The sequence below is a fragment of the Shouchella patagoniensis genome, from assembly GCF_002019705.1.
GTDB lineage: Bacteria > Bacillota > Bacilli > Bacillales > Bacillaceae_D > Shouchella > Shouchella patagoniensis.
Window position 1 is genome coordinate 1273905 of sequence record NZ_KV917377.1, and the last position, 19805, is coordinate 1293709.

General features: G+C 39.5%; 19 protein-coding genes. 1 reads left to right on the forward strand and 18 read right to left on the reverse strand.

Features of this window, described 5'->3' with window-relative positions; all coding sequences use genetic code 11:
• Positions 1–5: 5 nt before the first annotated feature.
• From BK584_RS06860 to BK584_RS06905, 10 genes are all read right to left on the reverse strand, one after another.
• Entirely contained in the window at positions 6–506 is a 501-nt protein-coding gene (locus BK584_RS06860) for a DUF1499 domain-containing protein (protein WP_245808811.1), read from the reverse strand.
• A gap of 60 nt (positions 507–566) precedes the next feature.
• Positions 567–959 (reverse strand): adenosylmethionine decarboxylase, encoded by a 393-nt coding sequence (gene speD / locus BK584_RS06865; RefSeq protein ID WP_054703950.1) that lies wholly within the window; start codon positions 957–959, stop codon positions 567–569.
• Between the two features lie 205 nt (positions 960–1164).
• Entirely contained in the window at positions 1165–2199 is a 1035-nt protein-coding gene (locus BK584_RS06870) for a glyceraldehyde-3-phosphate dehydrogenase (RefSeq protein ID WP_078391909.1), read from the reverse strand.
• A gap of 121 nt (positions 2200–2320) precedes the next feature.
• Complete coding sequence (gene coaE / locus BK584_RS06875) at positions 2321–2914, reverse strand: dephospho-CoA kinase (protein ID WP_078391910.1); 594 nt, start codon at positions 2912–2914, stop codon at positions 2321–2323.
• A gap of 17 nt (positions 2915–2931) precedes the next feature.
• Positions 2932–3555, reverse strand: a complete 624-nt coding sequence (gene ytaF / locus BK584_RS06880; RefSeq protein ID WP_078391911.1) for a sporulation membrane protein YtaF — start codon at positions 3553–3555, stop codon at positions 2932–2934.
• 61 nt (positions 3556–3616) lie between these two features.
• On the reverse strand, positions 3617–4441 hold the full coding sequence (gene mutM / locus BK584_RS06885; RefSeq protein ID WP_078391912.1) for a DNA-formamidopyrimidine glycosylase: 825 nt from the start codon (positions 4439–4441) through the stop codon (positions 3617–3619).
• Between the two features lie 11 nt (positions 4442–4452).
• Positions 4453–7086: a DNA polymerase I gene (gene polA / locus BK584_RS06890; RefSeq protein ID WP_139365626.1), complete on the reverse strand. Its 2634-nt coding sequence runs from the start codon at positions 7084–7086 to the stop codon at positions 4453–4455.
• Positions 7087–7324: 238 nt separating this feature from the next.
• Positions 7325–9094 (reverse strand): two-component system histidine kinase PnpS, encoded by a 1770-nt coding sequence (gene pnpS, locus BK584_RS06895; protein WP_078391914.1) that lies wholly within the window; start codon positions 9092–9094, stop codon positions 7325–7327.
• A complete protein-coding gene (locus tag BK584_RS06900) occupies positions 9087–9806 on the reverse strand; it encodes a response regulator transcription factor (RefSeq protein ID WP_078391915.1) in 720 nt (239 codons plus the stop codon). The genes pnpS and BK584_RS06900 overlap by 8 nt, the downstream gene beginning before the upstream one ends.
• 79 nt (positions 9807–9885) lie before the next feature.
• The gene (locus BK584_RS06905; protein ID WP_078391916.1) at positions 9886–10329 is read right to left on the reverse strand and encodes an Lrp/AsnC family transcriptional regulator; all 444 of its coding nucleotides are present in this window, start codon (positions 10327–10329) and stop codon (positions 9886–9888) included.
• A gap of 149 nt (positions 10330–10478) precedes the next feature.
• Here BK584_RS06905 and BK584_RS06910 point away from each other — a divergent pair, with 149 nt between their 5' ends.
• Positions 10479–11102: a YitT family protein gene (locus BK584_RS06910; protein ID WP_078391917.1), complete on the forward strand. Its 624-nt coding sequence runs from the start codon at positions 10479–10481 to the stop codon at positions 11100–11102.
• Positions 11103–11397: 295 nt separating this feature from the next.
• On the opposite strand, the gene mdh is transcribed toward BK584_RS06910, so the two are convergent.
• The 8 genes from mdh to BK584_RS06950 form a co-directional block, all read right to left on the reverse strand.
• Positions 11398–12342, reverse strand: a complete 945-nt coding sequence (gene mdh / locus BK584_RS06915) for a malate dehydrogenase (RefSeq protein ID WP_078391918.1) — start codon at positions 12340–12342, stop codon at positions 11398–11400.
• Between the two features lie 50 nt (positions 12343–12392).
• Positions 12393–13658, reverse strand: a complete 1266-nt coding sequence (icd, locus tag BK584_RS06920; protein ID WP_078391919.1) for an NADP-dependent isocitrate dehydrogenase — start codon at positions 13656–13658, stop codon at positions 12393–12395.
• Between the two features lie 57 nt (positions 13659–13715).
• Positions 13716–14831: a citrate synthase gene (citZ, locus tag BK584_RS06925; protein ID WP_078391920.1), complete on the reverse strand. Its 1116-nt coding sequence runs from the start codon at positions 14829–14831 to the stop codon at positions 13716–13718.
• A gap of 96 nt (positions 14832–14927) precedes the next feature.
• Positions 14928–15401: a DUF441 domain-containing protein gene (locus BK584_RS06930; protein WP_078391921.1), complete on the reverse strand. Its 474-nt coding sequence runs from the start codon at positions 15399–15401 to the stop codon at positions 14928–14930.
• Positions 15402–15486: 85 nt separating this feature from the next.
• On the reverse strand, positions 15487–15882 hold the full coding sequence (locus BK584_RS06935) for an FxsA family protein (RefSeq protein WP_078391922.1): 396 nt from the start codon (positions 15880–15882) through the stop codon (positions 15487–15489).
• 60 nt (positions 15883–15942) lie between these two features.
• Positions 15943–17697, reverse strand: coding sequence for a pyruvate kinase (gene pyk / locus BK584_RS06940; protein WP_078391923.1), 1755 nt, complete (start codon positions 17695–17697; stop codon positions 15943–15945).
• 21 nt (positions 17698–17718) lie between these two features.
• Entirely contained in the window at positions 17719–18678 is a 960-nt protein-coding gene (pfkA, locus tag BK584_RS06945; protein ID WP_078391924.1) for a 6-phosphofructokinase, read from the reverse strand.
• A 154-nt stretch (positions 18679–18832) separates the two neighbouring features.
• Positions 18833–19801, reverse strand: coding sequence for an acetyl-CoA carboxylase carboxyltransferase subunit alpha (locus tag BK584_RS06950; RefSeq protein ID WP_078391925.1), 969 nt, complete (start codon positions 19799–19801; stop codon positions 18833–18835).
• Between the last annotated feature and the right edge of the window lie 4 nt (positions 19802–19805).

Consider the following 19805-nt stretch of genomic DNA (forward strand, 5'->3'; position numbering starts at 1 on the left):
AGCATTTATAAAAGCTCGCTTCCAAGTGCTGAACCGACATATGGTAGTGACTGATCTAGTTCTTTATAAAGTGCTAAAGTCAGTTTTCTACTGTAGCCAAAATCACTCGGTAATGCGGTTTCCGTTGCGCAAGAAAAATCAACTGCAGTACGATAAGGTTTCACAGTGATGACCGAAACAACAAGCAATACTTTTTTACCTGAAGTTGTTTGCGCAACGATCTCACCCCGATCTTCTTCGCTTCGTTTGATCGAAAACCCACGCTGCTTGACAACGTCTTCTACTGCACGCATGGCTTTATCTTTTGTTGTTTTGTAGTAACGCGTTTGCAACTCCTTTACCGGGTGTTCTTCACCTGTTTCTGTTCTTGTACTAACCATTCGGTTAAATGTGTCGCGGATGCCCACGTTTACCTCAACTCCCTTTACAAGGCCTTTTCCTTTATCATACCATAACTCAAGCCTTGCGAAGGAATCTGTTTCTTTAAAGTGGGAATTGTTTTTCAAAAGCATTACCCATACCATACAAACTAAAAAAAGCGCCATCAATTGGCGCTTTCCATTTATTTAACGAGCACTTTGGCTCATTTCAACTCGTTTGTCAACTTTAATCGGACCCATTCCACGAGGCAATTCAAGCACTTCGCTTGTTTTTGCATTTAGCTCTTTTGCAATAAAATCAGCTGCAACATTTGGATCAATTACTGGTCCACATGTATACACGTCAATACTTGCATAGCCATGTTCAGGAAAACTGTGAATGGTTAAGTGTGATTCCGAAATAATAACGACACCACTAACCCCTTGAGGAGCAAACTTGTGAAAAGCAACTTCCCTAACTTCAGCGCCCGCTTTTAATGCGGCATTTACAAATACTTGCTCAATAAACTCCATATTGTTTAATTTCTCTATGTCACAACCCCAAAGCTCTGAAATGACATGACGACCCATTGTATCCATTTAAACATCCCCCTTTATCGAAATTCGCCATGCATCAAAAGTGCATGTAGGATCGCCTCCGTACAGGGGGGAAAGTTAGTCCTAAGAGGTCCTAACCCATGCTGCAAGAAAAACGAATCCCGTTTTTAAACGAACTCACGGGATTCAGTATACTTGTTTTATATAATGAATGCAACTGTATCTTTGAAAATAACTGGCTTTTCTACTAGGATGCTGAATGAATTTCTTTTTTTACCATCATTCGGTCTGCAACATAATTCATTAAATCAACGACTCGACATGAATAACCCCATTCATTGTCATACCATGCTAATACTTTGATTTGTCTTCCATTAAGAACTGCTGTCGATAAACCATCGATAACAGCTGACTGCTCTTCACCATTAAAATCAATTGATACAAGTGGCTCGCTCGTATAGCCAAGTATACCCTTTAACGAGTGATTGGCCGCATTAACAAATGCTCTATTAACATCTTCTGGACTCACGTCTGTTTTTACTTGAACCACTAGATCAACAAGCGATACATTTGGCGTAGGCACCCGTAAAGCCATGCCCGTCAATTTCCCTTCTAGCTGTGGCAATACTTTCGAAATCGCAGTTGCTGCACCAGTAGATGTTGGAATAATTGATTGCCCACACGCTCGCGCACGGCGCAAATCTTTATGAGGATTATCAATGTTCTTTTGATCGTTTGTATAAGAATGAACTGTTGTCATCATTCCACTTTCAATTCCAAAGGTTTCATCAAGTACTTTTACAACAGGGCCAAGACAGTTTGTTGTACACGAAGCATTTGAAAGAATCGCATGTTCGTTTTCGTTGTAATCGTTTTCGTTAACACCCATTACAATTGTCGCATCTTCACCTTTAGCCGGGGCAGTAATAATAACTTTTTTGGCCCCCGCATCTAAATGATAACCTGCGGTTTCTCTTGTTTTGAATTTGCCTGTTGCCTCAATCACAATATCAATTCCAAGCTCTTCCCAAGGTAATTTTCTCGGATCGCGCTCTGCAAGCAAACGAATTTCTGTACCGTTTACATAAAGATTCCCATCTTTTGCATAAACATCTGCCATAAAAGGACCATGCATTGAATCATATTTAATTAAATGCGCAAGCGTTTCCGCTGGATATGAAGCATTAATTGCTGTAATTTCTGCTTTTCCTTCCAAGAATGCTTTTCTAAAAACCATTCTCCCAATTCTTCCAAAACCATTAATCGCCATTTTTACTTTCATTGATTTCATCCTTTCGGTCTGAAATGTGACATCACTTTTACTATTATTATATGAATTAGTATAACACAAATACACAATTAATCATCAATTATTTTAAATTTAGGCGTAAAAAAGAGTCGCCTTATGTAAAAGCGACTCTTTTTAAAGCTTGATCGAGCTGATCATACGTATTTTCTTTTGAACCGCTGTTATCAATAACAAGATCGGCTTTTTTTGTTTTGTCTTCTAATGGAAGTTGAGAAGCAATTCGTTGCATCGCATCTTTCTCATTTGATTGATCTCTTTTTATTAATCGTAACAACTGCGTTTGTTTGTCTACATAAACAACCCAAACTTCATCAACTAAATAAAAAAGCTCCCCTTCAACTAATAGAGGTATATCAAGCACGATAAGAGGGTGCCCAGCTCGAACAAGTTCATCTGATTGGCGCTTCATTTCTATTCGAACAGCAGGGTGTACAATATTATTTAAGATTTTTCGCTTTTCTTCATCAGCAAAAATAATTGAACCAAGCGCCTTTCTGTCTAAAGTACCTTCATCTGTCAGAATTTCACGACCAAATGCTTGAATAATTTGATTTAATGCCAGTTCTCCCGGCTCTACAACTTGTCGTGAAATCACATCTGCATCTATAACAGGTACGCCTTTATCCATTAAGTATTTGGACGCAAGGGATTTCCCACTTGCAATACCGCCAGTCAATCCAATTTTCACGAGTTTTTACCCCTTTGTTACAATTTAAATACACCAATAATAATTAACAGCAATCCTGGAATAAACGACATTCTCCTAACCCATTTTAAATGAGCCATTTGATAACCACCAAATGTACCTAACGAAACAAATAATGCGCTTAGTATAGCTACTGATAAAGCTAAGCCAACTGGTGAGAAGCCCATCAAAGCAGCTGCAATACCGGCACCAAATGCATCTAAGGATAAAGCTAACCCGAGTAAGAAGGCTTCTTTTCCTGTTACTGTTCCCGACGAGTCGATATCTGCCGTTTCTGGGTCGCGTAAAATATGAATAACAAACCCAAACATTCGGACTGTAAAGTCTACACCCGTACGTCCGGATTTTTCAAGTCGTTCTTTTTTTGGTCTATACGTCTCATATAACGCCCAACATCCAATCAAAATGAGAATAATCGCTCCTGTTGCTTCTGCAAATTGTGGTGATAACCATACAGACAATGCAGTACCTACACTCATTGCAATTAATATCGATACACCCGAACATACTGCGATAAACAATAACGAAAGCAACGGAATTTTAATACGACGCATGCCATATGTTAATCCTACACCAAAACTATCAAGGCTAAGCGCCACGGCTAGCAAAATAAATGCTGACAAAGAAAACCCTCCTGCCTATTTCAATGTTTGCAAATAGTATATGGAAGGGACTTATTCAATGTTAATGCTGGCAGTTAAGACAAAAGTGAGTACCCCTGCCTCCAACGACCGTTTTTTCGATTAAGGAACCGCATTTCTTGCAAGGCTCCCCTTTTTTTCCGTAGACGTTCAAACTTTGTTGAAACATCCCCATTTCGCCTTGACCATTGACGTAAGACTTTATTGAGCTTCCACCTGCATCCACGGCTTCTTGCAACGTCTGTTTGATTTCTGTGTATAATACCGCCATTTCTTTGGCACTTAGAGATGAAGCAACGCGTACAGGCATAATACCTGCACGAAACAGTGCTTCATCAACATAAATATTTCCTAAACCAACAACGGTTTTTTGATCAAGTAACGCCGTTTTAATTGCACGATTTGACTTTTTGTATGCTTGAGTTAATACATCAACAGTAAATTGATCAGAGAACGGTTCAACACCTAATTGCGACAGTGGCATAACCGTTTCTTCGTCTCCTTTAGCGAAAACATGCATCGTCCCAAACTTTCTTACATCTGCATACCGCAATTCAGTCCCATCCGTGAACGAAAAGGTAACGTGTGTATGTTTTGTTTTTTCTTCACTTGGATCATACAATCCATAACGCCCCTCCATACGAAGATGAGAGACGAGAACATGGTCTGTCAAAATAAATAGTAGAAACTTCCCTCTACGTTTCACGTCTTCGATTGTTTGACCAGCAAGTAGAAGAGTAAATTGCTGGACGTCGTCTGGTTTTTTAATGATCTTCGGCCATTCCACTGCTATATCCTTAATTGTTTTCCCGACAACAAGTTGTAAAAGCGTGCGACGCACCGTCTCTACTTCAGGTAATTCTGGCATTTTATTTCTCCTTACTTTGCGTCATACCAAGATGCTCCACTTGATACATCTACTTTTAGTGGCACATCAAGTTTAAGCGCATTTTCCATTACATCAGCAACCATTTCTTTTAATTCCGCAACATCTTCCTTAGCAACCTCAAAAATCAATTCATCATGCACTTGCAAGAGCATCGTAGCTTTTAAGTCTGATTCCTCGAGTCTCTTGCTCATTTGTACCATCGCCAACTTAATTATATCAGCAGCCGTCCCTTGAATTGGTGTATTCATTGCAGTTCGTTCTGCAAAGCTTCGTTGGTTAAAATTCCGGCTTGCAAGCTCTGGCAAATAACGCCGTCGTGCTAATAACGTCTGCACAAATCCTTTTTCCTTTGCTTCGTTAACAACATTTTCCATATAGGCTTTTACATCTGGATAACTCGACAGGTAGCGATCAATAAATTCTTTAGCTTCTTTCCTTGTTATACTTAAGTTCTGTGATAGACCATAATCACTTATTCCGTAAACAATTCCAAAGTTAACCGCTTTTGCACTTCTTCTCATTAGATCGGTAACCTCTTCATGCTCAACGTGAAAAACATCCATTGCCGTTTTCGTATGAATGTCCATATCCTCTAAGAATGCTTCTTTCATTCGTTCATCACCTGAAATATGTGCTAGCACACGAAGCTCAATTTGAGAGTAATCTGCGGAAACAATTGACCACTCTTCATTTGAGGCAATAAAAGCTCTACGAATTTTCCGCCCCTCTTCTAAACGAATTGGGATATTTTGCAAGTTCGGATCCGTGGATGACAACCGACCTGTTTGAGTTAACGCTTGATTAAAGCGTGTATGAACTTTATTTGTCTTTTCATCAGCGACTTTGAGTAACCCCTCAATATAAGTGGAATAGAGTTTCCCAAGTTGTCGATAGAGCAAGATATGTTCAATTACTGGATGAGAACCCGACAATTTTTCAAGCACATCCGCACTTGTTGAATAACCCGTCTTTGTTTTTTTAACAGGTGGCAAACCCAGTGTCTCAAATAAGATGTGACCCAACTGTTTAGGAGAATTAATATTAAACGTTTCTCCCGCTTCTTCATGTATTTTATTTTCTAATGAAGCTAATCGTTCAGATAAATCATCACCCATCGCTATTAATTGATCACGATCAACGCGAACGCCCTCTTTTTCCATCCTACCGAGAACAATTGATAGTGGCATTTCCAAATCAAATAATAGTTCATATTGCTCGTTTTCCCTTAATTCTTCTTCGAGTAATTCCTTTAATTGAAACATGGCGTGCGCTTTTCGACAAAGATGTTCCGCAAGTACCTGTTCATCCGGAAGTGCTTGTTTTGCCCCTTTTCCATACACAGTCTCATCATCTTGCACACTGCCTGTCCCTTTTCTAGAAGAAATATCACTAATTTCATGAGAAGACAATGACGGATCAAGTAAATAAGAAGCCATTTGTAAATCAAAATCTACACCATTTAATTCAATACCTTGCCAAGCAAGAGCTACTACCGCTTTTTTTGCATCAAACAACCATTTCTTTTCACGCTCTGATTTCATATATGCTTTAAACAAGTCTGACTCTACTGCTTTGCTTGTTGGAATATAAAATTGACCGTTTTTATTCGCGATCGAGATTCCAACAATATCTGCATGATGATAGTGTTCTCCTAATACCTCAACGACAAGTGCAGAAGGTGACACAAGATGATTTTCTGTCAGTTCTTCTATGATTTCTATAGACAGGTGTTCCATCTCCACTGGATTATCTTCTTCATCTTCGCCACCATTTAAACGTCCTAACAATGAGGCAAAAGAAAGTTGTTTAAAGGCCTCTTTTGCTTCCTTATAGTCATATCCTTCATAAGCTAGTTCACTTATCTTTTCTTCTAAAGGCACATCAAGTTTAATTGTTGCTAGTTCTTTACTAAGCAGTGCTTGTTCTTTATTTTCTTCTAAACGTTCCTTAAGTTTTTTTCCAGATACTTTATCAATCGAGTCTAGCACTGTTTCAACATTTTTAAATTCTCCCAAAAGCTTTAGCGCCGTTTTTTCACCAACACCAGGTACACCAGGAATATTGTCTGAGGTATCGCCCATTAGACCTTTTAAATCGATGATCTGTTTTGGCTTTAAGCCGTATCGTTCATCAATCTTCGCTTCATTATATCGATCTACTTCTGTAATTCCTTTTTTTGTTAGCACCACTTCAACATTATCACCAACGAGCTGTAGCAAGTCTTTATCACCAGTAATAACAACAACTTCATACCCGTCTTTTGCTGCTTCTGTCGCAGCAGTTCCGATAATATCATCTGCTTCGTAATCAATTGCTTCGTAACGTTTAATTGAGAATGCATCAAGCATTTGATGGATCAATGGAATTTGTCCAGACAACTCTGATGGAGTCTTCTGCCTAGTCCCCTTATAAGCTGCGTATGTTTTATGGCGGAATGTGGATTTACCCGCATCAAATGCGACTAATAAATGCGTCGGCTTTTCGTCCTCCAAAACTTTTAATAACATTGTAGTAAAGCCATACACAGCATTTGTATAATCACCTTTCTCATTGCTAAGCAACGGCAATGCAAAAAAGGCTCGGTAGGCAATGCTATTGCCGTCAATAAGTACTAATTTCTTCACTCGGGATCTGCCCCTTTCTCGTCTGTACATGTGTAGCTATTGTACCATAACGAGCTTGAAAGGAAAAAGAAACGGGAACGAATGTACGCAAAAGAAAAAGAAAAAGAGACAAGAGCCAATGGCTCTTGTCTTAACATAGGGTCGATCAGCAGAGGGTACGCTGATCATTTTCTTAACCGTTCTATTTTAGTTTAAAACGATTACGTAAACGAGGTATAAACAGATTGTAAAGATATGGTTAAGATTGCATATGTCGTTTAGGGAATGACACTATAAAGGTCGTCCCAATCCCTTCTTCACTTTCTACTTCTAATTTCGCAAAGTGAGCTTCTGCTAAGTGTTTAACAATTGCCAACCCTAATCCCGTACCACCTGAATTACGACTTCTTGCACGATCAACTCGATAAAAACGTTCAAAGATCCGTTGTGTTTCCTGAGGTTGTATACCAATCCCAGTGTCTTTTACTTGAAGTTCAACCGCTTCTTTTTTCTCTATCAACGATACCTCAACACTTCCACCTGACTGCGTATAAGCAATCGCATTGGTCACCAAATTGAGAATAATTTGTTTTAACCTTTGAGCATCGCCCTCAATGATTGAACTCCCCGTTTCCTTTACTGATAAATCCATTTCTTTTTCTACAGCTTTTGAATCAAGTAAAGCCATTGCTTCTTCCGTAATCTCCCGTAAAGAAATTTGTTCTACATTCAATTGAAACTGCGCATTTTCAATTTTTGATAATTCAAGTAGATCAATAATTAACATTTGCAGTCGATCACTTTCTTTCCAAATAATCTCCGAAAATTGCTTTGATGCGACAGGGTCAGCAAGCGCCCCATCAATAAGTGTTTCAGCAAACCCTTTAATGGATGTTACTGGTGTTTTTAACTCATGAGATACATTAGCAACAAAATCTTTACGTACTTGTTCAAGCTTTTTTTGTTCGGTGATGTCATGAAGAACAACCGTCACCCCTCTAAGTCGACCAGACTTCGCTAAAACAGGAGCACCATAAACATCGTATACCTTCGTAATATAATTTTCAGTCCAATTAATTTGACTGCGCTGCTTCTTTTCAGTCATATAAACCGATTGCAAGAATGAAATTAGTCCTTGACTTGGCAGTACCTCATAATATGGTTTGCCGATAAGCTCTTTGCTTGTGACACGAAAGACTTGTTCTGTCGTTTGATTCACGAGTTCAACATCGCCTCTAACGTTCATAAACAATAGAGCGCTCCCCATATGGTCTATTAATGCAGCCATCTGCTCCTGCTGGGTTTGATGACGCCGCGAGAGTTGTTGTAAATTATAAGCTAATACATTTATCGACCTACCAAGAAGTCCTAACTCTTTATGCTGGTCTTCATATGTGCGCGTATTATAATCACCTTCGGCCAATCGAATGGCAGCTTTAGTAGCGTCATCAATTGGTCGAATAATTTGTTTCGTTATTCGAGCAATGAGCAATAAAATAATCAAAAAAGCTACGATAAAACTAACAGCCATGACCGTCCATACCATTTGGTTCATTTCATTAAATGACTCAATCGATAATCCAACGCGAACATAACCAACAAGCTGTTCATCTATATGCAATGGCAGCGCATAATACAATAGATCGGCGCCTATCGTTTCGCTAAAACGTAATTCTGGTTCATCATCTGTTAGTGCACGCTGGATTTCAGGGCGATCAATATGGTTTTCCATTTCATTTGGGTTGGCCCATGAATCGCCGAGTACTGTACCATTCTCATCTAAAATAGTAATTCGAGCTTCAAACAACTCTCCCACTTCTCGGGCGACACGTTCAGCTTCTTCTCGTTCTGGAAAACCATCCTCAAGCACTGCCCAAGATGTCAAAGCTGTTTCACTTTTCATACGATCCGAAACAAAATCATGATACCGCTCATTTGACCATGCACCTAGCGTTACCCCCAGTGCCAGTAAAACAATTGTTACAACAAGCATGATGCTAAAAATAAATCGATTACGAAGCTTATTCATTCTCTATCGGTTCTTCCAGCTTATATCCAAGTCCTCTTATCGTCTTTATATAAATTGGTTTTTTTGCATTTGGTTCAATTTTCTCGCGTAAATGACTAATATGAACATCTACAATCCTTGTATCACCAACAAATTCATAATTCCAAACTGCATTTAGCAATTGATCTCTTGTTAGAACTCTGCCCTTATGTTCAGCTAAATAAACAAGTAATTCAAATTCTTTAGGTGTAAGAGTTAATAATTTCTGCTTCACATACACCTCATAGTTATCAGGATAAATCGTCAAGTCTTTAATGACTTTTCCTTTACCCTTTACTGCCACATCGTCTTTTGACGCTTGAGTTTGATCAACCCTGCGTAAAATAGCTCGAACTCTAGCAGCAACTTCACGTGGTGAAAATGGCTTGGTCATATAATCATCGGCACCTAACTCTAAGCCTAACACTTTGTCAAATTCATCATCTTTAGCAGTTAGCATTAAAATGGGGACAAAAATTTGTTCTTGTCTTAAATGACGACAAACATCCATCCCATCCATGTTTGGCAACATTAAATCCAAAATAATTAAATCAAAAGGTACTTCTTTCGCTCGTTCAAATCCAGCGAGCCCATCCATTTTTGTTTCAACTTCAAATCCGGCTTGCTCCAAGTTATATTGAAGCAATGTTGAAATTGAAGGTTCATCATCTACAACTAAAATGCGTTTGGCCATAAGTGCTTCTTACACCCCTTATTCAATGGTTTGAACGGTCTCTCTCTCTCTACTTTTGAGTATAGCAGACTTTCTTCAGTTAGACCTCACTATCTGGCAAAATGACTCGATGAGGAACAGGTGAATTTAACACGGTAGACGTATTAATCGTTCCATAAGGGATAAGTCGATCAATTAATTTCCGCATACTATTAACATCGGAAACCGCTGCCTTGATAAAATAACTAACTTCACCAGTTACTCGATGGCATTCAATAATCTCGTGCTCTCTTTTTACCATATCCTCAAATTCGTTTAGTGATACTTTCAATCCACTTACTTGAATGAGCAATAATATATTTTTCCCAATATTTTTTAATGATACTCTCGCCGAAAAACCTTCAATTACACCTTTTTCTTGAAGTCTTAACAATCGCTCGGACATGCTTGGTCGACTTAGCGATAGCTCCTTTGATAATTCACTAATTGTCATTCGCGCATTTTCTTGCAGAAGCTTAAGTATGTCGCGATCCATTTTATCCATCACTATTCACCTTTTCCAAATTGAATCAAAAACTCAATAATTCCCTTCATTTATTAAACCATAAATAAGAAGATCCTACTAGTTGATATGCAAAAGACTTTAAATGTCTTATAAGATTATAGTAATAATAGATAAAAGGTGATTTGCAGATGATTCATACAAAAAAAGTCATGGCCATTTTTGCGGGTTGTGTACTCGCAGCATGTGGCATCTTATTGCTTCGACACGCTGGTTTAGTCACTGGTGGAACAGCAGGTCTAACACTTAGTCTCTCCTATATTTTTAATCTCCCCTTTGCACTTTTATTTTTCCTAGTAAACATACCGTTTTACGTCTTTTCAGTAATGCGCATGGGGTTATCTTTTACGATTGTCACTGCTTTATCAGTCACAACTCTTTCTCTTTTAACCGCGATTGATAGTTACTTACCTGCATTTTCTGTCCCTATGTTTGCAGGCTCTGTTTTTGGAGGTTTACTAATTGGCATCGGTTTAACTATACTCTTTCAAAACCAGGCTTCACTTGGTGGCGCTAATATTCTTGCCTTGTTCCTTCAAAAGAAATCAGGCTTTGACCCTGGTAAGACAAATTTAATTTTTGATGCCATTGTCGTTACATTAAGTTTTTTAACGATCGGTTTCATTCATGGACTATTTTCGATATTGTCGATTTTAATTATTTCAAAAGTTATTAGCCTGTTTAAACAAAGCTTTGTAAAAAAAGAAAACATAATAAAAGTCAAAAAATCAACCGTAGCGGAAGCTAGCGCTTAATTAACTTTACATGTGAAAAACAGCATTTACGTTATATCCATTCTTTCATCAAACGATTAAAGAAAACGAAGATAGCAAAACACTCCCTCATCATAATGTCTACAAGAAACCAGTTCCAGGTTAAAGCGTCCTCCCATACCTTGCTTTACGTTTATTCGTTTCAACAGTTTAACATTTCCATAAATACCTGAAAGTCACTCTTACTGTTGCAAATTTCTTCTAACCTAATATGCTTTCTTCAAAATGATTAGTAAAAAACCTCTCCTGCAAAATTGCAGAAGAGGTTTATCATCTATTAAGCTGTTGGCAATGCTTCCATTACATCACGAACGGATTTTGCAGATTTTTCAAGCTGTGCTTTTTCTTCCTCTGTCAACTCCAGCTCAATGATTTTTTCAATCCCATCGCCGCCAAGAATGGTTGGAACACCAAGGTATAAATCAGTTTGTCCATATTCGCCTTCAAGGTATGCAATTGTAGGAATAACGCGCTTCTTGTCTTTTAAGATCGCTTCAACCATTTGCGTAAGCGATGCAGCTGGAGCGTAATAAGCGCTACCGTTGCCTAAAAGTCCAACAATTTCTCCGCCACCTTTACGTGTCCGCTCAACAATTTCTTCTAAGCGTTCTGGAGAAATCAATGTAGAAAGCGGTACCCCCCCAGCTGCTGAATAACGAATAAGTGGTACCATATCATCACCATGGCCTCCTAGCACAAAACCTGTGATGTCTTCAACAGACAAGTTTAGTTCTTGAGCGATAAAGGTCCGAAAACGCGCTGTATCCAGCACACCAGACTGGCCAATCACACGGTTCTTTTCAAAACCCGATTCTTTATAAACCGTATACGTCATGGCGTCAGCAGGATTTGTTAAGACAATGATATAGCAATTTGGAGAATGCTTAACCACTTCTTTTGTGACAGCCTTCATAATCTTTGCGTTAGTCGCAACTAAATCATCGCGGCTCATGCCTGGCTTGCGAGCTATACCCGCAGTTATGACAACAACATCCGAATCTTTTGTATCCTCATAGCTAGATGTTCCAACAACATTGGAATCAACACCTTGAACTGGAGTAGATTCCATCATATCAAGTGCTTTCCCTTTTGTTGGACCTTCCATGTCGGGGATGTCAACTAAAACAACGTCCCCTAGCTCTTTTTGGGCGACCATTAGCGCAGTTGTTGCGCCAGTGAAACCTCCACCAATTACAGAAACTTTTCTTCGTTTAATTGCCATGCCAAAACACTCCTCAACGTATAGTGGATCTCATTCTTCAGATGATAGATTTATAGATTTTTAATCAATTCGTCTGCAAATCCAGAGCACGATACTTCGGTAGCTCCGTCCATTAGACGAGCGAAGTCATAAGTAACAACTTTGCTTGCGATTGTTTTATCCATAGAACCCATGATCAAGTCAGCCGCTTCTGTCCAACCTAAGTGACGAAGAAGCAAGTCTCCTGATAAAAGAACTGACGATGGATTCACTTTATCAAGACCAGCATATTTAGGAGCCGTTCCGTGAGTTGCTTCAAAAATCGCATGCCCTGTATCGTAATTAATATTTGCTCCTGGAGCAATACCAATTCCGCCAACTTGTGCAGCAAGAGCATCCGATACATAATCACCATTCAAATTCATTGTTGCAACAACATCAAACTCTTTTGGACGAGTCAAGATTTGCTGTAAGAAGATATCAGCAATTGAATCTTTTACGATAATTTTGCCAGCTGCTTCTGCTTGACTTTGAGCTTTATCAGCTGCTTCACGTCCGCTTTCTTCAACAATTTTATCGTATTCTGCCCATGTAAACACTTTTTCACCGAACTCACGCTCAGCAAGATCATAACCCCAGCTCTTAAAAGCACCTTCAGTAAACTTCATAATGTTCCCTTTATGCACAAGGGTAACGCTCTTACGACCTTCATCAAGAGCATATTGAATTGCTGAACGTACTAGGCGTTCTGTTCCTTCTTTAGATACTGGTTTAACACCAATTCCGGAAGTTTCAGGGAAACGAATGTTTTTAGCGCCTAACTCATCTTGAAGGAAAGAAATTAATTTTTTCACTTCATCAGAGCCTTCTTTAAATTCAATACCTGCATAAATATCTTCTGTATTCTCACGGAAAATAACCATGTTTGTATCTTCAGGGCGCTTAACTGGAGAAGGCACACCTGTAAAGTAACGAACTGGACGCAAGCATGTATAAAGATCAAGTTCTTGACGAAGCGCTACATTTAAAGAACGAATTCCCCCACCAATAGGTGTTGTTAAAGGACCTTTGATAGCAATTAAGTACTCACGCACAGCATCTAATGTTTCCGCTGGTAGCCATTCACCTGTTTGGTTGTATGCTTTTTCTCCTGCTAAAATTTCTTTCCAGTGAATTTTACGCTCACCATTGTATGCTTTCTCCACCGCTGCATCAAGTACACGAGAAGCTGCCGCCCAAATATCTGGACCCGTTCCATCTCCTTCAATAAATGGGACAATCGGTTCATTCGGTACATTTAATACACCATTAGTTGTTTGGATTTTTTCTGCTGCCATTCTTATTACCTCCATTTGTCTTATTATGTAGAACGGAATCGCTCCGCTCTAAGAAAATTAGCGCGATTCTACCGATACATAATTGCGCTTATTCGGACCTACATACTCAGCACGAGGACGAATTAAACGGTTATTTGAATACTGCTCCAAGATATGAGCTAGCCATCCAGAAGTACGGCTCACAGCAAAAATCGGTGTGAACAGGTCGTGTTTAATCCCAAGACTATGGTATACAGTTGCGGAATAAAAATCAACGTTTGGCAACAAGCCCTTTTCTTTAGTGATCATTTCCTCTATCTGTAAAGACATATCGTACCATTTTGACTCTTTGACCACTTCTGTTAATTGATTTGACATATCACGTAAATGTTTTGCACGCGGATCACCATTTTTATAAACGCGGTGACCAAAACCCATAACCTTCTCTTTGTTATCTAAAGCTTTGCGTAAATAAGGTTCAACATTTTCCGGTTCACCAATCTCCAAAAGCATATTCATTACAGCCTCGTTTGCTCCACCGTGGAGAGGTCCTTTTAAAGCACCAATTGCAGCAGTCAAACCTGAATATACATCAGACAGTGTTGCAACGCAGACACGCGCTGTAAATGTTGATGCATTAAGCTCATGATCAGCATGAAGAACGAGGGCTTTGTTAAACGCTTCGACAGAAAGCTCATCTGGCTCTTCTCCATTTAACATGTAAAGGAAGTTAGCTGCAAATGACAATTCTTTTTTAGGCTGTACCGGTTCTTTACCAGAACGAATACGCTCAAAACCCGTAACAATTGTCGGAATTTTAGCCTGAAGTTTAATTGCTTTTTTGTAATTATCTTCTTCATTCATTTCTTCTGCGTTTTCATCAAATAGACCAAGCGTCGAAATTGCGGTGCGTAACGCAGCCATTGGGTGGACTTTGTTAATTGGATAGGCTTTCATTTGAGTGAAAATTTCTTCAGGCACACCTGCTTCAGAAGCAAGTTCATTTGAAAACGATTTCAATTCTTTTTGGGACGGAAGTTCACCATTCCAAAGTAAATAAATCACTTCTTCAAAACTTGCATTATTAGCTAAATCATCAATACCATACCCTTGGTATGTTAATTCATCATCAATGATCGAGCTTACGCTAGACTGTGTTGCAACAATACCTTCTAAACCACGAGTTGTAGTCACCTATATCTCTCCTTTTCTCTCAAAAATCCTCCACCGGCGTACAGTTTCCAAGTGAAGCGGATACGCAATCAACGCGAACGTGTTTGCGCACTCTCCTTACCCCCCTAATTGTGAGAAGAACTGTATGGCACGCATTACTAAATAAGCAATACCTGCCCCAATTAAAGGGCCTACCGCAACACCATTAAAAAGCGCAACGGCTATAATGGTACCAAATACAAGCGCTGCAGTAATATGTGGATCATTTTCCAGCAAATCAAGACCGCTTGCAGCCACTAATGCTACGGCTATGCCGCTCCCTAATGCCACCCATGCGTATAACGATTTTGTTGCTTCGCCAAGCTGCTTAAAGCCGATATCGCCAGTGGCAATTGGCGTTAATACAGCGATGGTAATAATGGTGACACCTATAGAAATTCCTTTTGTTTGTATAAGAGGAAACGCTTTATCGCCAATCCCTGTCCATTTTATAATGAGCAGAACAGCAATTGCAATCATAAGAGATTGGTTTTTAGCAATTAGTGCAATTACCATTAGCAATAGCAAAAACAGCGATGCTTGAGATATCAACGTTCTATTCCTCCCTACAACCTAGGCACTTCATATAATACCACAAATTCAAAAATACGGCTATATCCAGCAAAATAAGACAAGTTTAGCGCCTGCGGATAACAACGAAATTCCCTTTTGTAATCATCGCGTGAGCAAGCTTTAGCAGTGCAGCTTTTACAATTGTTCTTGTCCAAGGTAATAATATGATTAACCCCATCATATCCGTTAAGAATCCAGGTAAGACCAACAAAGCGCCCCCAACAAAAATACACACACCATCTAATAAGACTTGACTCGGGACTTGATTTTTTTGCATTTGCAACTGAGCTAAACGTAACGTTTGTAAACCCTGTCTTTTTGCAAACAACACACCAACAACACTTGTCAATAGCATCAACAGCAAAGTTGGCCATACCCCCAACCAATTCACAAACAAGACAATTAATGTTAATTCAATGAGTGGAACTGCAATTACGGTGGCCAAAAATAATTTTTTCATCTTTGCCCCTCACTTTCAATAACTAGAAAAAAGGAGAGGAAGACCCTCTCCTTTTCTTTATTATAATACACGTGCGTGACCACTGTAAATGTTTCCGGTCACACTGTCGACTGTCACTTCATCACCATCTTTAAATAGTTCTAAAGCCTCTTCAACTCCAACAATGACAGGCGTGCTTAAATTTAAACCAACAACAGCCGCGTGAGAAGTTAATCCACCTTCAACTGTAATAACTGCGACAGCTTTTTCAAAAGCCTCTATCATGTCTTTATCTGTTGATTTTGTAACGAGTACATCTCCTTCAGACACTTTTGCATTCGCTTCATCAGCGTTTTGGGCAATAACGACTTTGCCTGAAGCAGAACGGCGACCAATACCTTGACCTTTGGCAGCAATCTCACCAAGCATATGCACTTTCAGTAAATTTGTTGTACCAGTCTCACCAACAGGCACTCCAGCAGTAATAATAACAAGATCACCGCGTTTTACAAAACCTGCTTTAACAGCAATATCAACTGTTCTATCAAGCATTTCATCAGTTGAACTCGCTTTTTCACCAAGCATTGATGTTACGCCCCAAACAAGAGACATTTTACGATGAGCACGTTCATTACTTGTTACTGCAAGAATCGGAGACTTTGGACGGAATTTTGATGTGATTCTCGCTGTATAACCACTTTCTGTCGCCGTAAGAATTGCAGCAGCATCCAAGTTAGACGCTGTATGGGCAACAGATTGTCCGATCGCACTTGTAATCGTTAGTTTTGCTTCACGACTCTTTTTACGAAGAATGTTGTCATAGTTAAGCGCTTGTTCTGTTCGACTTGCAATATTGTGCATCGTCTGAACAGATTCAACTGGATAATCACCAGCAGCTGTTTCACCCGATAACATGATTGCATCTGTACCATCAAAAATCGCATTCGCTACGTCACTTGCTTCAGCTCGAGTCGGACGAGGGTTGCGTTGCATCGAATCAAGCATTTGCGTTGCAGTAATGACAGGCTTCGCCAACTCATTGCTTTTCTTAATTAACAGCTTTTGTACTAGGGGAACTTCTTCAGCCGGAATCTCTACGCCTAAGTCTCCACGTGCGACCATTAAACCATCCGAAACTTCCAAAATCTCGTCGATATTGTCTACACCTTCTTGGTTTTCGATCTTAGGAATGATAGCGATATCTGCCGCACCATTTTTTTCAAGCAATTCACGGATTTCTAGTACATCAGAAGCGCGACGTACAAACGAAGCAGCGATGAAATCAACATTTTGTTCAACACCAAAAACAATATCTGCTGCATCTTTATCAGTCATACCTGGTAAGTTAACACTTACATTCGGCACGTTAACACCTTTTTTGTTTTTTAATGTTCCACTGTTGTGAACAATTGTTACTAGTTCTTTTTCATGGACTTCGGTTACTTCTAAACCAATTAAACCATCGTCTAATAATAACGTACTGCCGACATGGACATCATCTACTAAACCAGGGTAGGTAATCGAAATTTTTTCCGTTGTACCTTGTACCTCTTCCATAGATACAATAAGCTTTTGTCCTTTTACAAGTTCAATTGCTCCGCCTTCAACCGTTTGTGTGCGAATTTCCGGTCCTTTTGTATCTAATAAAATTGCAACCGTTTTTCCTGTTTGTCTAGACGCTTCTCGGATATTTTGAATGCGAGCGCCATGTTCTTCAAAATCACCATGTGAGAAATTTAATCTTGCTACATTCATTCCCGCTTCAATTAAATTCACTAACTTATCTACTGTTTCACTTGCTGGTCCGATTGTACAGACAATCTTTGTTTTACGCATCTTGTTCCTCCTAGGTATCATTTAAATCGACAATTCTTGTGAAAGCTTGTACATTCTTGTATCAATCGTGTGAGGCAACTCAAGTATTTCATTAATTGAGTGATAGACAATGTCGTTCTTCTGAATGCCTACTGTCATTCCCGCTTTACCTTCTAACAAAAGATCCACTGCTTTTGCAGCCAGACGGCTTGCTAATACGCGATCAGCCCCTGTTGGAGAACCACCGCGTTGAATATGACCAAGAACAGTTACCCGCGTTTCCATATCCATCTCTTTACTAATGCGCTCACCAAAATCAAATCCTGAGCCAACGCCTTCTGCGACGATAATGATACTATGTTTTTTGCCTCGTTCTTGTCCACGCTTAATATTAGCTAAAATTTGCTCCATATCATGCTTTTCTTCAGGAATAACAATTGTTTCAGCACCATCAGCAAGTCCAGCCCATAGTGCAAGGTCACCTGCATGACGCCCCATTACTTCAATAACATACGTACGTTCATGCGATGTTGCTGTATCGCGAATTTTATCGATTGCATCAATAATCGTATTTAATGCAGTGTCAAAGCCAATTGTAAAGTCTGTTCCTGGTATATCATTGTCAATTGTTCCTGGAACACCTACTGTTGGAAAACCATGCTCACTAAGCTTTTGTGCACCTCTATATGAGCCATCTCCACCAATAACAACCAAGCCTTCAATTCCAAACTTCTTCAGCTGCTCGATTCCTTTTTTCTGGCCTTCTAGTGTTTTAAATTCTTCACAACGAGCTGTATAAAGTACTGTCCCCCCACGGTGGATAATATCCCCAACGGAACCCAGTTCCATCTTCTTAATATCTCCATCAATTAACCCTTGATAACCGTACGATATTCCATACACTTCTAATCCATGATAGATCGCTTTTCGAACTACCGCTCGAATTGCCGCGTTCATCCCTGGGGAGTCTCCTCCACTTGTCAACACGCCTATACGCTTCAAATCTTACTCCTCCTAACACACTATATCAAAACAACATGCTTGTTTTTCTTCAGTCTCTGCATGTAAAGATACCACTTTGATTTCGTGAATACAAGTGCTTTCCCACCGCAAAAAGTGCTTCCACGTCAATGAAAGCACTTCCAAATGAAAATGGTTACGTTTGAACACTTTCTTCTGATAATTTTCCCATTTTCTTGAACTTTTCATATCGCTCATCCAACAAATCTGTTACTTGTTTTGAGCGTAATTCTTCTAATGAATGATCTAAAATGAGTCCAATTTCTTTCGCTTGTGCAGCCACATCTCTTTGCGCTCCACCTTTAGGTTCTGAAATAATCGAATCAATAATACCTAAATCATATAAATCAGGAGCAGTAATACGCATAGTTTCAGCCGCGCGCTTTGCTTGAGTTGCATCTTTCCATAATAGAGCCGCTGCTCCCTCTGGAGAAATAACAGAGTAAGTGGAATTCTCAAGCATATATATTCGATCAGCTACACCAAGCGCTAACGCACCGCCGCTTCCACCTTCTCCTATAACAATGCTAATTGTAGGCACTTTTAGCCCAGCCATCTCCATTAAGTTACGCGCAATCGCTTCACTTTGACCACGTTCCTCAGCAGATTTTCCAGGATAAGCTCCTTTTGTGTCTATAAAACATATAACCGGACGATTAAATTTTTCCGCTTGTTTCATAAGACGTAGCGCTTTGCGATACCCTTCTGGATGAGGCGAACCAAAAAAACGAGCGATGTTCTCCTTTGTATCTTTACCTCGCTGATGTCCAATAACAGTAACAGGTTGTCCTTTGTAGGACGCAATCCCTGCAACAATTGCTTTGTCATCACCAAACAATCGATCTCCATGCATTTCTAAGAAATCATCAAAAAGGGCTTCGACATAATCCAATGTAGTTGGACGTTCGTGATCACGAGCAATTTGCACACGTTCCCATGGCTGTAAATTGCCATAGACTGTTTCTTCTAATTCAGCCAGACGTTGCTCCATCTTTTTAATTTCTGAGCTCAAGTCAAGGTCGCGCTCCTGAGCAAATGAACGAAGGTCAGTAATTTTTTGTCTTAATTCTATGACTGGTTTCTCAAATTCTTGTTCTGAAGACACTGGT

What these genes read in the sequence shown, in the direction of transcription:
- speD (WP_054703950.1), bottom strand. Translation starts at nt 959, where the DNA reads ATGGATACAATGGGTCGTCATGTCATTTCAGAGCTTTGGGGTTGTGAC.
- BK584_RS06870 (WP_078391909.1), bottom strand. Translation starts at nt 2,199, where the DNA reads ATGAAAGTAAAAATGGCGATTAATGGTTTTGGAAGAATTGGGAGAATG.
- mutM (WP_078391912.1), bottom strand. Translation starts at nt 4,441, where the DNA reads ATGCCAGAATTACCTGAAGTAGAGACGGTGCGTCGCACGCTTTTACAA.
- pnpS (WP_078391914.1), bottom strand. Translation starts at nt 9,094, where the DNA reads ATGAATAAGCTTCGTAATCGATTTATTTTTAGCATCATGCTTGTTGTA.
- BK584_RS06900 (WP_078391915.1), bottom strand. Translation starts at nt 9,806, where the DNA reads ATGGCCAAACGCATTTTAGTTGTAGATGATGAACCTTCAATTTCAACA.
- BK584_RS06905 (WP_078391916.1), bottom strand. Translation starts at nt 10,329, where the DNA reads ATGGATAAAATGGATCGCGACATACTTAAGCTTCTGCAAGAAAATGCG.
- BK584_RS06910 (WP_078391917.1), top strand. Translation starts at nt 10,479, where the DNA reads ATGATTCATACAAAAAAAGTCATGGCCATTTTTGCGGGTTGTGTACTC.
- mdh (WP_078391918.1), bottom strand. Translation starts at nt 12,342, where the DNA reads ATGGCAATTAAACGAAGAAAAGTTTCTGTAATTGGTGGAGGTTTCACT.
- icd (WP_078391919.1), bottom strand. Translation starts at nt 13,658, where the DNA reads ATGGCAGCAGAAAAAATCCAAACAACTAATGGTGTATTAAATGTACCG.
- BK584_RS06935 (WP_078391922.1), bottom strand. Translation starts at nt 15,882, where the DNA reads ATGAAAAAATTATTTTTGGCCACCGTAATTGCAGTTCCACTCATTGAA.
- pyk (WP_078391923.1), bottom strand. Translation starts at nt 17,697, where the DNA reads ATGCGTAAAACAAAGATTGTCTGTACAATCGGACCAGCAAGTGAAACA.